The following is a 13227-nucleotide window of genomic DNA, read 5'->3' as shown; positions in this document are numbered from 1 at the left end:
AGGTCTTAGAGGAACTTCGCCATCGCGCCCGCAGTGTCGAGCATACGGTTGGAGAAGCCCCATTCATTGTCGTACCAGCTGACCACACGGGCGAGCTTGCCTTCCATCACGCTGGTTTCCAGGCTGTCCACGGTGGAGCTGGCGGGCTGGTGGTTGAAGTCGCTCGAGACCAGCGGCTGGTCGGTGTAATCGAGCACGCCCTTCAACGCGCCTTCCGACGCCGCCTTCAGCGCCCCGTTCAGTTCTTCGACACTGGTGTCGCGATTGGGCGTGAACACCAGATCGACCAGGCTGACATTGGCGGTCGGCACGCGGACCGAGCTGCCGTCGAGCTTGCCGTTCAGTTCCGGCAGGACCAGGCCGACCGCGCGCGCAGCGCCGGTGGTGGTCGGGATCATGTTCTGCGCCCCGCCGCGCGCCCGGCGCATGTCGGAATGCATCTGGTCGAGCATACGCTGGTCGTTGGTGTAGCTGTGGATCGTGGTCATGAAGCCACGCTCGATCCCCACCGTGTCATGCAGGACCTTCGCGATCGGGGCGAGGCAGTTGGTGGTGCAGCTGGCGTTGGAGACGATCACGTCGTCCTTCGTCAGCGTCTCGTGGTTGACGCCATAGACAATCGTCGCGCTGACATTCTTCGCCGGGGCGGAGATCAGCACGCGCTTGGCGCCCGCCTTCAGATGCGGTTCGGCCTGTTCGTGGCTCTGGAAGAAGCCGGTGCATTCGAGCACGATGTCGATGCCCTGCTCGCCATGCGGGAGGTTGCCGGGATCGCGTTCCGAGGTGACCTGGATGGTCTTGCCGTTGACCGTGATGGTGTTCTCGCCCGTCTCGACCGTGCCGGGGAAGCGGCCATGCGTGCTGTCATACTGGAACAGCAGAGCGTTCGACTTGGTGTCGGCCAGATCGTTGATGCTGACGAGTTCGAGATCGTGATCGTCCCGCTCCAGGATGGCGCGCGCGACCAGGCGTCCGATGCGTCCGAAACCGTTGATTGCAACTTTGGTAGCCATGATAAAAGCTCCTGCTTAAGCGTTCAATTTGTTCATCATTTGCGGGACGATGGCGTCCACGGTGAGTCCGAATTTGGCGAACAGATCCTCTGCCGGGGCACTCGCGCCGAACCGGTCGATTCCGATCCTGAGACCGTTCGTCATCGTATAGCGATCCCAGCCGAAGGTCGTCCCCGCCTCGATGCTCACGCGCAGCACTTCGCTGGGCGATACATCGGGAAGGAGGTCGGCCTTGTAGGCGTCGTCCTGTTCGTCGAACAATTGGGTGCACACCATCGAGACGACATCCGCGCCCACGCCCTGCTTCTCCAGCTCGGCGGCGCATTCCAGCGCGAGATGGACCTCGGAGCCGGTCGCGATCAGGATGACCTTGCGCGCGTTTTCCGCCGATTTGAGGCGATAGGCGCCCTTCGCGCTCTGCCCGGTGACGCTCGCATCGGTGCGGACCTGCGGCAGGTTCTGGCGGGTAAGCGCGAGCACGGTCGGGCGGGTCTTCTCGCGCAGCGCAATTTCCCAGCACTCGGCCGTCTCGACCGTGTCGGCGGGGCGCATCACGAGCAGGTTGGGGATCATGCGCAGCGATTGGACATGCTCGATCGGCTGGTGGGTCGGCCCGTCTTCGCCCAGCCCGATACTGTCATGCGTCATCACGTAGATCGCCCGCGTCTGCTGCAAGGCCGACAGGCGGATCGCGGCGCGGCAATAATCGGTAAAGACCAGGAAGGTGCCGCCATAGGGAATGACGCCGCCATGCAGCGCCATGCCGTTCATCGCCGCCGCCATGCCGAATTCGCGAATGCCGTAATAGATGTAGCGCCCGCTGCGATCGTCGGCGGTAAACGGGCCGATCCCGCCCGCCTTGGTGTTGTTGGACCCGGTCAGATCCGCGCTGCCGCCGATCGTTTCGGGCAACATCTCGTTGATATGGCCGAGCGCCATCTCGCTCGCCTTGCGGGTGGCGACCTTTTGCGGTTCGGCCATCAGCGACGCGATATACGAGTCCAGGCTGAAATCGTCCGGCAGATCGCCCGCCATCCGGCGCTCGAACTCAGGCCGGTCGCCGTGGTTTTCGATCCGCCCGTTCCATTCCGAACGTGCCGACGCGCCGCGCTGGGCGGTGCTGCGCCAGTCATCGAGGACCTCGCTGGGGATTTCGAAGGGCGCCGCGTCCCAGCCCAGCTCCGCGCGCGCCGCCGCGATCTCGTCCGCGCCCAGGGGCGCGCCGTGCGTGGCGCTGGTGCCCTGCTTGTTAGGGGAGCCCTTCCCGATGACGGTCTTGCAGGCGACGAGCGAGGGGCGCTCGGATGAAAGGGCCTCGTCCAGCGCGCGGCGGATATCGCCGAAATCGTGGCCGTCGCATTCGACGACATGCCATCCGGTCGCTTCGTAGCGGGCCTTGATGTTCTCGCTGGTCGACAGATCGGTCGAACCGTCGATGGTGATGTTATTGTCGTCCCACAGCACGATCATCCGGCCAAGCTTCAAATGCCCGGCAAGGCCGATCGCTTCGTGGTTGATACCCTCCATCAGGCATCCGTCGCCCGCGATCACCCAGGTGCGGTGATCGACCAGATCGTTCCCGAAGGTCGCGTTGAGGCTACGCTCCGCGATCGCCATGCCCACCGCCATGGCCAGCCCCTGTCCCAGCGGGCCGGTCGTGCATTCGACTCCGTCGAGAAGGAAATTCTCCGGGTGGCCGGCACACGGGCTGCCGAGTTGGCGGAAATTGCGGATGTCCTCCATCGTCGGCGCGGCATAGCCGGCCAGATGCAGCAGGCTGTAGATCAGCATCGAGCCGTGGCCCGCGCTCAGGACGAAGCGATCGCGGTCGGCCCAGTCGGGCGCCTTGGGATCGTGCTTGAGATATTCACCCCACAGCACGGTCGCGACATCGGCCATGCCCATCGGCATCCCCGGATGGCCCGAATTCGCCGCCTGCACCGCATCCATCGAAAGCGCCCTGACGGCGTTGGCCATCCGGACCATGCTTGCGGTGTCGAGACTCATGCGGAAAAAACTCCTGAAATCGAGAAGATCGGCACGGCTGAAAAAAGGGCCGATTCGGCGCGCGCGAAGCCTTTGCGGACTGCCCTGCCAAGGTCAAGCGGAGCGGTCGGGAGAGTGCCTCGCAGCGCCGTTTGAGGGCAGTTATCAACAGGCGCGCTTAACGCTTTGCCGAAACTGCATATTGCGCTAAAAATCGCCCCCATGGCGGATCAACGCATGACCCTCGCTCTGGCGCGCATCGAAAAGGCTCTCGACCGGATCGACACCGCTTCCTCACAAGGGAAGGCAAGCGACAAGCCTGCCATGGCCGCTCTCGTTGCGCGGCACGAAGCTCTGCGTGAAAGCGTTTCGGGAAGCCTTGCCGATCTCGATGCGCTGATCGGGAAGCTCGAACGATGAACGACGTCAAGCTGTCGCTCGGCAAACGCACCTACACATTAGCCTGCGCCGAAGGGGAAGAGGATCACCTGCGCCATCTCGCGGGCATGGTCGACGCACGACTGGCTGCAATCGGCGCGGATCTGATGGGGCAGACCGAAGCCAAAAACCTGCTGATCGCCGCGCTGATCCTCGCGGACGAAGTGCATGAGGCGAAGAAAGCGACGCCCACGAGCAGCGATCGGGACGACAGCTTGGCCGATCTGCTCGAAACGCTCGCCGAACGGCTCGAAAAATCGGCGGCCAAGCTTGAGCGTACGTCTCAGGGTGCCTAGATAGGGGTTGGCGGGGCTGCCCGGTACGACCGATCGAACATCCCTGAGGCTATAAGCAATCCAAGGGAGCTGTCCCTTCCCTGGGGACCGGGTTCGTCCCGGAAACCGGGGTAAACGGCGCCCACCTGACGTGAAGGCGTCAGAGGATTTCAAGGCACCGACCCATGGTGGTCCCGCTTCCAACTTTTTGCGCCTCAGGCGCCGGCGCTCGCATCCGCTCGCTCGGCTATCCTCGCTCACGCGACCTGCGGTCGCATCGCTGCGGGCGGGCAGTCGCCCTTGCGGCCCTGCGGGCCGACAGAGGATTGCTCTTCCGTATGACGAAGGCTGAAATCAGAAAAATTTTGCGGGCCAAGCGGCGCGATCATGTCGCGGCGCTGCCGGACACTATGCGTGCGCTGATGTTTCATCGCCCGCCTGCCCCCCTGCTCGATCTAATTCCCCAGCAGGGAGCCATCGGCCTTTACCGTGCTGGCGAGTTCGAGGCCCCGACCGCATCCTATTCTCACTTTTTCTTCGAACAGGGCCGCACGATCGCCCTGCCCCGGTTCTGGGCTAAGGACCGGGCGATGGATTTCGCGGTTCATGCCGACCCGTTCGAGGAAAGCGATTGCGAACCAGGTCCGTTCGGCATTCCGCAACCGATGAAAGAGGCCGATGCGGCGGAGCCCTCTGTCCTCTTCGTCCCCCTGCTCGGTTTCACGGCCGAGGGTGCGCGGATCGGCCAGGGCGGAGGACATTACGACCGCTGGCTGGCCGATCATCCCGAAACGGTCGCGATCGGCATGGCGTGGGACGCGCAATTGTGCGACGAATTGCCGATGGAAGCGCACGACAAGTCTCTTTCCGCCGTAGTCACTCCCACCCGCCTCTACGGGCCGTTCTGATGCGCGAGGAACCGACTCTGCGCATCCCGCTCGGCATTCTCGGGCTCCTGGTCGGCCTCACCGTCTATGGCGTTCTGGTGGTGACCCTCGTTCCGCCTTTAATCGAAAGCTGGCCGACGATCCTTCAGACGGTCGTCTATCTGATATTCGGCGTGATCTGGCTGCTGCCGCTGAAACGCTTCCTGATCTGGATGGAAACCGGACGCTGGAGCGCGCCGGACGAATAAGGCCGCGCGGAGCCGCGCTCGCGCCGTTTCGCCATCATGCCGCAATAACCCGAAACCGAGGCGCAGCGCCTCATGTAGGAGCGCGACTGCCTCAACCGCACGATCGCTGCGGTAAAGCTTGGCGAGGATACGACCCGTATCGAACTGCCCGGCGACAATGCGCGCCAGCTACTGCTCGGTCGCCAATTGACTGAGACCAGGCGGCATGACCGGATTGTCGATCCGGTTCGATGAGCCTGACGATCCTTCCGATCACACCAAGCTCCTCACCTCTTCCGAATGCGATCGCCGCCTTGCGCATCTCCGCCCGCCGCTGCGGGGGCGCGATCACGAGCGAAAAGGCCGGCGGACGAACCGCCTGCTTCTCTAGCTCACATCAAAGATAAGGTAATGTCCCAAGTGGCGCGAGTGACGGGACTTGAACCCGCGACCCTCGGCGTGACAGGCCGATACTCTAACCAACTGAGCTACACCCGCGCATTAAAACGCTGCAGCGCCTCTTGGGAGCCGCGCAACTAGGGCAGGGTCGAAACGCTGTCAATGCGATTTCCTGCGAAATTTTATTCTAATGCCACCGCGGCATGGTGAAGGGCCGTTAACCCTATTTTGACGGCGACCGGGTTAGGCCCAAGTCAGGGGGAATCGGGGGATATCCAATGCGCATCGTAACGCTCGCCATCAGCGCGCTCGCCCTTGCAAGTGCTGCCAGCGCGGCCGGATCGGCGCTGTCGATCACCCGCTCGGTCTTCGTTGAAACGCGATCGAATGGGGGACTCGCGCTGGAGCCCGCTACCACGCTGGAAAGCGGCGACAAGGTCGTGCTCGTCATGCAGTGGGACCGACCCGGCGCCCGCCAGCCCTTCACGCTCGCCAGCCGCGTACCGGAGGAGCTGGCCTTCCAGCGCAGCGGCGATGCAAGCGTCGAGGTCTCGATCGACGGCGGACGACACTGGGGTCGCCTCGGCGACCTGCGCAGGGGCAAACGCCTCGCCTCGCCCGAAGACGTCACGCATCTGCGCTGGCGCATTGCCGCAGGCGATGACCGGCGGCTGAGAAGCTACAGCGCGATCGTGCGCTAACTCACCAGGATCAGCGCCGGTGCTTCGAGCAGTTTCTTGAGCGCCTGGACGAAGCTGGCCGCATCCCACCCGTCGACCACGCGATGGTCGCAGCTGATCGAGATGTTCATCAGCTTGCGCTTCTCGATTCGTTCGCCGCCATTGCCGTCAGAAACGTACATCGGGCGTTCGATGATGCGGTTCGGTCCGATGATCGCCACCTCGGGCCGGTTGATGACCGGGGTCGTCGCCACGCCGCCGAGCGGACCGAGCGAGGTCACGGTCAAGGTGCCGCCCTGCATCTCCTCGCTCCTCGCCGTGCCGTTGCGCGCGGCTTCCGCCAGGCGCGTGATCTCGTTGGCGAGCTGCCAGAGATTCTTGGCCTGCGCGTTCTTGATCACCGGTACCATCAGCCCGGCATCGGTCTGCGCCGCCATGCCGAGATTGACCGCACCATGGCGCGTCACCACGCCCGCTTCGTCGTCATAGCGCGCGTTGATCATCGGGAAATCGGGCAGCGTCTTGCAGATCGCCGTGATCAGCAGCGGCAGGATCGTGAGCTTCGGCCGAGAACCAGCCCCCTCGCCCTTGTTGGCGTTGAGCTGAGCGCGCAACGCCTCCAGTTCGGTGACATCGCATTCCTCGACATAAGAGAAGTGCGGGATGTTGCGCTTGGACGCGGCCATGTTCTCGGCGATGCGACGACGCATCCCGATGACCTTCTTCGCCTCGTCCGCGCGAGTCGGGGCAGCCGCACCGAAACCGTCGCTGTAGGACAGGAACTGGTCGAGATCGCCGTGGCGCACGCGGCCTTCTTCCGAAGGCTTCACCTGCCCCAGATCGACGCCCAATTCCTTCGCGCGCTTGCGCACCGCCGGACTGGCGAGAACCTTTACCGAAGATGCGGCCGGTGCGGGGGTCGGGGTGGGTGCCGGAGCGGGCGGCGGCGAGGGATCGGCCGCCATCGCATCGTCGGCGTCGCTGGGATCGGGGTTCTCGACTTCGATCCGTTTTTCGACGTCGCGGTCCTTCGGCGCCGGAGCGGGTGCAGGCGCTGCATCCGCCGCCGCCTCGTTTTCCTCGGCGACATCGTCGGGCACTTCGCCCTCGACCTCGATCACGACCAGCATCGAGCCGATCGAGACCATGTCGCCTTCGCCGCCCGCGATCTCGACGATCTTGCCGGTGACCGGGCTTTCCATCGGCACGGTCGCCTTGTCGGTCATCATGTCGACGAATTCCTCGTCTTCGCTGACCGTGTCGCCGACCTGCTTGTGCCATTGCACGATCTCGGCCTCGGCGATGCCTTCGCCGATATCGGGCATGTTGAAGGTGAATTTGGCCATGTCGTCTACTCTTTCATCGTCATCGCGAGGCCCGCAGGGCCGCGGCGATCCAGGACCGTCGCTCGCTGGAATGCCGCGTCCCCTGCGGCTCCTCGCAATGACGGAAAGGTGGGGTTTCGGCTCATTCCGCCAAAATCTTGTCGAGCGCTTCGCCGATGCGGATGGGGCCGGGGAAATAGGCCCATTCGAGGCTGTGCGGATAGGGCGTGTCGAAGCCGGTCACGCGTTCGACCGGGGCTTCGAGATGGTAGAAGCAGCGTTCGGTGACGAGCGCTGACAGTTCCGCGCCGAAGCCCGCCGTGCGCGTCGCCTCGTGGACGATCAGGCAGCGTCCGGTCTTCTTCACCGAGGCTTCGATCGCCTCGATATCGAGCGGGACGATCGTGCGCAGGTCGAGCACATCGGCTTCGATGCCCTTCTCCTTGCAGACCGCCTCGACCACATGGACCATGGTGCCATAGGCGAGGATCGTGACCTGCTCGCCCTCGGTCGCAAGCCGCGCCTTGCCGAGCGGGATCTTGTAATAGCCTTCCGGCACCACGCTCTGGTCGAACTTCTTCCAGGGCTGCACCGGCTTGTCGTAATAGCCGGAAAACGGGCCGTTATAGATGCGCTTCGGCTCGAAGAAGATCACCGGATCGTTATCCTCAATCGCGCTGATCAACAGGCCCTTCGCGTCATAGGGTGTCGCCGGAATCACGGTTTTCAGGCCGGAGACATGAGCAAAGATCGCTTCCGGGCTCTGGCTGTGGGTCTGGCCGCCGAAGATGCCGCCGCCGAACGGGCTGCGCACCGTCATGGGCGCAATATATTCCGCCGCCGAGCGGTAGCGCAGGCGCGCCGCCTCGCTGATGAGCTGGTCGAGGCCGGGATAGATATAATCCGCGAACTGGATTTCCGGGACGGGGCGCAAGCCGTAAGCGCCCATCCCCACCGCGACCGCGATGATGCCGCATTCGCTGATCGGCGTATCGAATACGCGGTTCTTGCCGTGCTTTTCCTGAAGGCCCGCCGTGCAGCGGAACACGCCCCCGAAATAGCCGACATCCTCGCCCATCACGACCACGTTCTCGTCGCGCTGCATCGAAATATTGAGCGCGTCGTTGATCGCCTCGATCATGTTGAGGCGGCGTTCGGGCTTCGCTTCGGCCTGGTCCGGCGTTTGGTCCGGCGCGCTCATGGTCTCGGTCTCGCTCATGCGCCCTTCCCTTCGTTCGGCAGCCCACCGGGAAACTTGGTCTCGCGTTCGTGGATCGCCTGTTCGGCCTGTTCCTTGAGGTGCCAGGGCAGCTCTTCGAACACGTCCTCGAACATGGTGCGGAACGGATGGTGCAGGCCATGGCCGAGAATGCCGTTCGCTTCGGCTTCCTTGGTCACTTTCTTCACGTGTTCGGCGGCTTCGAGATCCATCTTCTCCTGCCGTTCCTCGTCCCATTCGCCGATTTCGATGAGGTGCTTCTTCAGGCGCATCACCGGATCGCCCAGGGGCCATTCCTCGCGCTCGGTCGCGCTGCGATAGCCGCTGGGATCGTCGGAGGTGGAATGCCCCTCCGCGCGATAGGTGAAGAATTCGATCAGCGTCGGCCCCGCATTGGCGCGGGCGCGGTTCGCCGCCCATTGCTCGGCGGCGTAGCAGGCAAGCGGGTCGTTCCCGTCCACGCGCAGTCCGGCCAGTCCGTAGCCGAGGGCGCGCGCTGCGAAGGTCGTCCGCTCGGCGCCTGCAAAGCCGCTGAAACTGGAGATCGCCCACTGGTTGTTGATAACATTGAGGATAACCGGTGCATTATAGACGGTTGCGAACAGACAGGCCGAATGGAAGTCGCCCTCCGCCGTGCTGCCCTCGCCCACCCAGGTCGCGGCAATCCGCGTATCGCCCTTGATTGCGCTCGCCATCGCCCAGCCCACGGCCTGCGGGGTCTGGGTGGCGAGATTGCCGCTGATCGAGAAGAAGCTGTGCTCGCGGCTCGAATACATGATCGGCAGCTGGCGGCCCTTCAGCTTGTCGCCGCGGTTCGAATAGATCTGGTTGATCATCTCGATCAGGGGATAGCCACGCTGGATCAGAATGCCCTGTTGGCGATAACTCGGGAAGACCATGTCGTCGCTCGCCAGCGCCATGGAGGCGGCGACGCTGGTCGCTTCCTCGCCGGTGCACTTCATATAGAAGCTGGTCTTGCCCTGCCGCTGCCCGCGGAACATCCGTTCGTCGAAAGCGCGGGTCATGGCCATGTGGCCGAGCATCGTGCGCAGCGTTTCGGGATCGAGCTTGGGGTCCCACGGTCCGTGCGCGCGATTGTCGTCACCCAGCACGCGGACCAGGCCATAGGCGAGGTCATGCATGGTGTCGGGCGCGCAGGTCTCGTCCGGGCGCGGCTGTTTGCCGGGCTCGCCCACATCGACATGGCTGAAGTCCACCGCGTCACCGGGGCGGAATTTGGGTTCGGGAACATGCAGGCTCAGACCGGGCGCGTTATGCCCGGCTTGCGCCTGTGGATCGGGCCTGTCGGCCATTATGCGCTCTCCCCTCGATAACGAGACGCTTGTAAGCAATCTTGCTTGATTGCGTTATTTTATTTCAGCGCGAGCACCGGGTCAAGCCGAGTGGCCGAACGGTTCCGATCACACCGCAACCGGAGCCTTGATCGCCCCGTGCGGCGTGTAGTTCCTGACCTCGAAATCCTCAATGCGGTAATCGAAGATGGTGGCCGGACGCCGCATGATCTCAAGCCGCGGGTGCCCTTGCGGTTCCCTCGCCAGCTGTTCCTCGATCAGATGGGCGTGGTTGAGATAGAGATGGGTGTCACCTCCCATCCAAACGAACTCCCCGGGTTCAAGATCGGCCTGCTGCGCCAGCATCCTCTGAAGCAGCGCGGCGGACCACAGATTGAACGGCAGGCCGAGCGCAACGTCGCAGCTGCGTTGATAGAGCAGCCCGTTCAACTTCCCGTCCGCGACGTGGAACTGATAGGTCTTGTGGCAGGGCGGCAGCGCCATGCGATCCAGCTCTGCCACGTTCCACCCTTCCAGGATATGGCGACGGCTGCCGGGATTGGTGCGCAGGCTTTCGACAAGGTCCGCCACCTGATTGATGCCAGGCCCCTGCTCATACGTCCCGTCCTTGCGATAAAGATAGGTCGGCCAGTCGACCCATTGCTTGCCATAGACCGGGCCGAGATCGCCCCAGTTCTGAGCGAACACCTCATCCTCGGCGATCCGCTCCACGAAGGCGTCGAGCGACAGATCCTCGCCCGTCTCGCGGACATAGCGGGCGTGCGGCCATTCGTTCCAGATCTTCACGCCCTGAAGGACGAGCGGGCGGATATTGGTCTCCCCCGTCAGGAACCACAGCAGCTCGCGCGTCGCCGTCTTCCAGTAAACGCGCTTGGTGGTGATGAGCGGCATCGCCCCGTCGGCCAGATCGAATCGCAAGGTCGCTCCGAAGACGGAGCGTGTGCCGATTCCCGTGCGATCGACGCGCTCGTTCCCCTCGGCCCAGATCCGGCGCATGAGGTCGAGATAGGCGGTTTCGTAATGGGACGTTGCGCGGTGGTGTTCTGGCACGATGCGGGCTCTCCAATCGGAATCGTGCGATAGGACAGTTTTCGCCGAATTGCCCGCTTGCGCGTCTCGTCATCCCCACCTATAGGGCGCGCCTTGCCTCGACCCGCGGAGCTTTTTTCGCGGGGCCGATCCGGTCGGGGAGTAGCTCAGCCTGGTAGAGCACTGTCTTCGGGAGGCAGGGGCCGGAGGTTCGAATCCTCTCTCCCCGACCAACTTTCGTCGTTTTCGACAACAAGCCGCAGAATTCCGCCGTTTTCCTTTAACCGACGAAATCGGTCGGAAATCCTGCGCGCCGATTGTGCCCGACTTGTGCCCTGCCCGGCTTCTCGCAGCCAGGTATCTCAGCTCGTTCGCTAGTGTTTCGTACTCCAGCTGCCGTTCATCCAGAAGCTCATTCGGCCAATCCCCGAAACGCGAACAGGGCTGGCTTGATCGGACGATGTCGGAATGCGTGATCGTGCCGAAAATCTCTTCGAGATTTTTGTAATTTACGAGCCATCTGAGGCGAAAACCATGATTTTCGTTACCAGTTGATAACCTTGTCGCCGGTATCGGGCGGGAATGCGCAGCGGTCGTCGAACATCGCGGGTTCCGATTTTTGGCCAGCTCGCGGTCACATTGGGCGCGTTCGGAATGATGGCTTTCTGGCCTTCTCAAAGCGGAAAGGTTCTCGTCGTGCCTCTACCCGGCGCTGGCGACATGGATCTGCTCGCCGCCATGGCACAGGGCGGTATTCGCCTGGTCGGTTCCGGACCTTTCGACGGCTCATTTGTGGTCGAAGGTGATCGCGCTGTGATGTCGCGAAGGCTTGAAGGGATTCCCACGTTACTTTTGGCCGCCCCGCCATCGGGCTGTTCCGGGTTTGGAGATGTGACATGACCGAACTTGATCGGCTGCGCGCACGCGGCATCCTGATCCTTGTGTTCTCGGCATGGCTCGGGGCGGTGTGGCTTGTCGGGATGTCGCTCTATCTCCAGACTGGCAAAACCGCGCTCACGCTAGGACTCGTTTTGGCCGCGAATGTCGCGCCTACCTGGATGGCCGTCAGAGGCCGCTACGACCAGACTGCCCGCCTCACCTGCGCGACGCTTGCCGCAGTCTTTCCGGCCATCGGCGTCTATCTTCTGGCCGGTCATGGCTGGCAGATTGACGGCCACATGTATTTCTTCGTCGCACTGGCAGCATTGACGGTCCTGTGCGACTGGCGACCGATCGCCTTGGCGTCCGCCCTCATCGCCGTGCACCATCTCGCGCTCGATTTCATCGCGCCCACCTGGGTCTTTTCCGGTTCGGGCACATTCTCGCGTGTCATGGTCCACGCCGTGGCGGTGGGTCTCCAATTTTCCGTCCTGGCCTATATTACCGAGCGGTTGCGCCGCCTTACCGAGAGGCAGGAAAAGGAACGGCGGCTCGCCGACGCTCTGGCGAGCGAAGCGCAGGACGATCGCGCTAAACTCGCGCGTGCCCTTCAGGACCTTCGCGAAGCACAGACCCGCGAGAATGCCGAACGCGATCGGCGCCTCGCGAATGAAGCCGCGGCGGAGGAGCGACGCCGCGCCGACATGAATCTCATCGCCGATCAGTTCGAACAGAGCGTGATCGCCATCGTCGATCTGGTGGGGCGCGCTACCAGCGATCTGTCCGAAACAGCGGGCGAACTTCGCACGACAGCCAATCGAACGAGCGTGATCACCCGCGAGACCGCCCTATACGCCAACAGCTCGTCCGATACCGCCCGCAACCTGGCGGAACACGCAGACGAGCTGTCCTGTTCTATTTCGACGATCGCGGAGGCCGTCTCGCAGCAGGTCCTCTTGAGCGAAAACGCCAACGAGACCGCTGGCACCGCGCATGACTCGTTGAAGGAAATCCGCGATCGCGCGGCCGGTATCGTTGGCTTCTCGGACACGATCCACGATCTGGCGACACAGATCAACATGCTGGCTCTGAACGCGACGATCGAAGCTGCCCTTGCCGGGGATGCGGGAAGGGGTTTCGCGGTCGTCGCCAGCGAGGTGAAGTCGCTCGCCAGACAATCCGAAACCGCGACGCGATCCATTCGCGATATCGTCGAAGCGGCTGGTGCCGGCGTTGGTGTAGCAGACGATGGCTTCGAACAGATATTGCAAGCCGTCTCCGAAGTCTCGCAGGCGGCGATGGCCATTCGCGCCGCAGTGGACGCACAACAGCAGGCCGGGACCGCGATCGCCACCTCCGCACGCGATACGGCGTCCGCCGCAACTCATGTGCTGGCTGACTTGTCGGATATTCGGGATGCTGCGGAAGACACCGAGAATTTGAGCAGGAAGGTCGCCGAAGCCTCCACCTCGCTAAGGGGGATCTCCACGGATCTGCAATCCGCGACGCGGGAGTTCGTGAACAAGTTGAAAGCAGCATGACTCCAAGCGTCAGGCG

13 protein-coding genes, 2 tRNA genes and 1 other RNA gene are annotated in these 13227 nt (G+C 63.3%); 9 read left to right on the top strand and 7 right to left on the bottom strand.

Annotated elements, in window-relative coordinates:
- Window positions 1-5: 5 nt before the first annotated feature.
- Together gap and tkt are read right to left on the bottom strand one after the other, a co-directional pair.
- Window positions 6-1013 (bottom strand): type I glyceraldehyde-3-phosphate dehydrogenase, encoded by a 1008-nt coding sequence (gap, locus tag GRI47_RS04065; RefSeq protein WP_160660068.1) that lies wholly within the window; start codon window positions 1011-1013, stop codon window positions 6-8.
- 15 nt (window positions 1014-1028) lie between these two features.
- Window positions 1029-3020, bottom strand: coding sequence for a transketolase (tkt, locus tag GRI47_RS04060; protein WP_160660067.1), 1992 nt, complete (start codon window positions 3018-3020; stop codon window positions 1029-1031).
- 201 nt (window positions 3021-3221) lie between these two features.
- On the opposite strand from tkt, the gene GRI47_RS04055 reads away from it, so the two are divergent.
- From GRI47_RS04055 to GRI47_RS04035, 5 genes are all read left to right on the top strand, one after another.
- On the top strand, window positions 3222-3419 hold the full coding sequence (locus GRI47_RS04055) for a hypothetical protein (protein ID WP_160660066.1): 198 nt from the start codon (window positions 3222-3224) through the stop codon (window positions 3417-3419).
- On the top strand, window positions 3416-3733 hold the full coding sequence (locus GRI47_RS04050; protein WP_160660065.1) for a cell division protein ZapA: 318 nt from the start codon (window positions 3416-3418) through the stop codon (window positions 3731-3733). The genes GRI47_RS04055 and GRI47_RS04050 overlap by 4 nt, the downstream gene beginning before the upstream one ends.
- Window positions 3734-3743: 10 nt before the next feature.
- A non-coding RNA gene (gene ssrS / locus GRI47_RS04045) (6S RNA) lies at window positions 3744-3911 on the top strand.
- A 139-nt stretch (window positions 3912-4050) separates the two neighbouring features.
- On the top strand, window positions 4051-4620 hold the full coding sequence (locus tag GRI47_RS04040; protein WP_160660064.1) for a 5-formyltetrahydrofolate cyclo-ligase: 570 nt from the start codon (window positions 4051-4053) through the stop codon (window positions 4618-4620).
- A complete protein-coding gene (locus tag GRI47_RS04035; protein WP_160660063.1) occupies window positions 4620-4847 on the top strand; it encodes a DUF2842 domain-containing protein in 228 nt (75 codons plus the stop codon). The genes GRI47_RS04040 and GRI47_RS04035 overlap by 1 nt, the downstream gene beginning before the upstream one ends.
- A 400-nt stretch (window positions 4848-5247) precedes the next feature.
- Here the strand turns inward: GRI47_RS04035 and GRI47_RS04030 are convergent.
- Window positions 5248-5324 (bottom strand) — tRNA-Asp (locus GRI47_RS04030).
- A gap of 179 nt (window positions 5325-5503) precedes the next feature.
- On the opposite strand from GRI47_RS04030, the gene GRI47_RS04025 reads away from it, so the two are divergent.
- Window positions 5504-5926, top strand: coding sequence for a hypothetical protein (locus tag GRI47_RS04025; protein ID WP_160660062.1), 423 nt, complete (start codon window positions 5504-5506; stop codon window positions 5924-5926).
- On the opposite strand, the gene GRI47_RS04020 is transcribed toward GRI47_RS04025, so the two are convergent.
- The 4 genes from GRI47_RS04020 to thyA all read right to left on the bottom strand — a co-directional run bounded on the left by GRI47_RS04020 (window position 5923) and on the right by thyA (window position 10812).
- Window positions 5923-7251, bottom strand: a complete 1329-nt coding sequence (locus GRI47_RS04020; RefSeq protein ID WP_160660061.1) for a dihydrolipoamide acetyltransferase family protein — start codon at window positions 7249-7251, stop codon at window positions 5923-5925. The two genes, GRI47_RS04025 and GRI47_RS04020, sit on opposite strands and share 4 nt — an antisense overlap.
- A 121-nt stretch (window positions 7252-7372) precedes the next feature.
- Window positions 7373-8449: an alpha-ketoacid dehydrogenase subunit beta gene (locus GRI47_RS04015; RefSeq protein ID WP_160660060.1), complete on the bottom strand. Its 1077-nt coding sequence runs from the start codon at window positions 8447-8449 to the stop codon at window positions 7373-7375.
- Window positions 8446-9762: a 3-methyl-2-oxobutanoate dehydrogenase (2-methylpropanoyl-transferring) subunit alpha gene (locus tag GRI47_RS04010; protein ID WP_160660059.1), complete on the bottom strand. Its 1317-nt coding sequence runs from the start codon at window positions 9760-9762 to the stop codon at window positions 8446-8448. Before GRI47_RS04010 ends, GRI47_RS04015 begins: the two co-directional genes overlap by 4 nt.
- A gap of 108 nt (window positions 9763-9870) precedes the next feature.
- Window positions 9871-10812: a thymidylate synthase gene (gene thyA / locus GRI47_RS04005; RefSeq protein ID WP_337190635.1), complete on the bottom strand. Its 942-nt coding sequence runs from the start codon at window positions 10810-10812 to the stop codon at window positions 9871-9873.
- A gap of 135 nt (window positions 10813-10947) precedes the next feature.
- Here thyA and GRI47_RS04000 point away from each other — a divergent pair.
- From GRI47_RS04000 to GRI47_RS03990, 3 genes are all read left to right on the top strand, one after another.
- Window positions 10948-11024 (top strand) — tRNA-Pro (locus GRI47_RS04000).
- A gap of 487 nt (window positions 11025-11511) precedes the next feature.
- A complete protein-coding gene (locus tag GRI47_RS03995; protein WP_160660058.1) occupies window positions 11512-11691 on the top strand; it encodes a hypothetical protein in 180 nt (59 codons plus the stop codon).
- Entirely contained in the window at window positions 11688-13211 is a 1524-nt protein-coding gene (locus GRI47_RS03990; protein WP_160660057.1) for a methyl-accepting chemotaxis protein, read from the top strand. Before GRI47_RS03995 ends, GRI47_RS03990 begins: the two co-directional genes overlap by 4 nt.
- The last annotated feature ends 16 nt before the right edge of the window (window positions 13212-13227 follow it).

This window comes from Qipengyuania pelagi, assembly GCF_009827295.1.
In the GTDB taxonomy this organism is placed as follows: Bacteria; Pseudomonadota; Alphaproteobacteria; order Sphingomonadales; family Sphingomonadaceae; genus Qipengyuania; species Qipengyuania pelagi.
Note: the sequence above shows the minus strand (reverse complement) of the source record. Positions and strands in the feature narration are given on the sequence as shown.

Bases quoted from the DNA above. Each gene is read 5' to 3' on its own strand.
- gap (WP_160660068.1), bottom strand. From the start codon at position 1,013: ATGGCTACCAAAGTTGCAATCAACGGTTTCGGACGCATCGGACGCCTG.
- tkt (WP_160660067.1), bottom strand. From the start codon at position 3,020: ATGAGTCTCGACACCGCAAGCATGGTCCGGATGGCCAACGCCGTCAGG.
- GRI47_RS04055 (WP_160660066.1), top strand. From the start codon at position 3,222: ATGGCGGATCAACGCATGACCCTCGCTCTGGCGCGCATCGAAAAGGCT.
- GRI47_RS04050 (WP_160660065.1), top strand. From the start codon at position 3,416: ATGAACGACGTCAAGCTGTCGCTCGGCAAACGCACCTACACATTAGCC.
- GRI47_RS04040 (WP_160660064.1), top strand. From the start codon at position 4,051: ATGACGAAGGCTGAAATCAGAAAAATTTTGCGGGCCAAGCGGCGCGAT.
- GRI47_RS04035 (WP_160660063.1), top strand. From the start codon at position 4,620: ATGCGCGAGGAACCGACTCTGCGCATCCCGCTCGGCATTCTCGGGCTC.
- GRI47_RS04025 (WP_160660062.1), top strand. From the start codon at position 5,504: ATGCGCATCGTAACGCTCGCCATCAGCGCGCTCGCCCTTGCAAGTGCT.
- GRI47_RS04020 (WP_160660061.1), bottom strand. From the start codon at position 7,251: ATGGCCAAATTCACCTTCAACATGCCCGATATCGGCGAAGGCATCGCC.
- GRI47_RS04015 (WP_160660060.1), bottom strand. From the start codon at position 8,449: ATGAGCGAGACCGAGACCATGAGCGCGCCGGACCAAACGCCGGACCAG.
- GRI47_RS04010 (WP_160660059.1), bottom strand. From the start codon at position 9,762: ATGGCCGACAGGCCCGATCCACAGGCGCAAGCCGGGCATAACGCGCCC.
- GRI47_RS03995 (WP_160660058.1), top strand. From the start codon at position 11,512: ATGGATCTGCTCGCCGCCATGGCACAGGGCGGTATTCGCCTGGTCGGT.
- GRI47_RS03990 (WP_160660057.1), top strand. From the start codon at position 11,688: ATGACCGAACTTGATCGGCTGCGCGCACGCGGCATCCTGATCCTTGTG.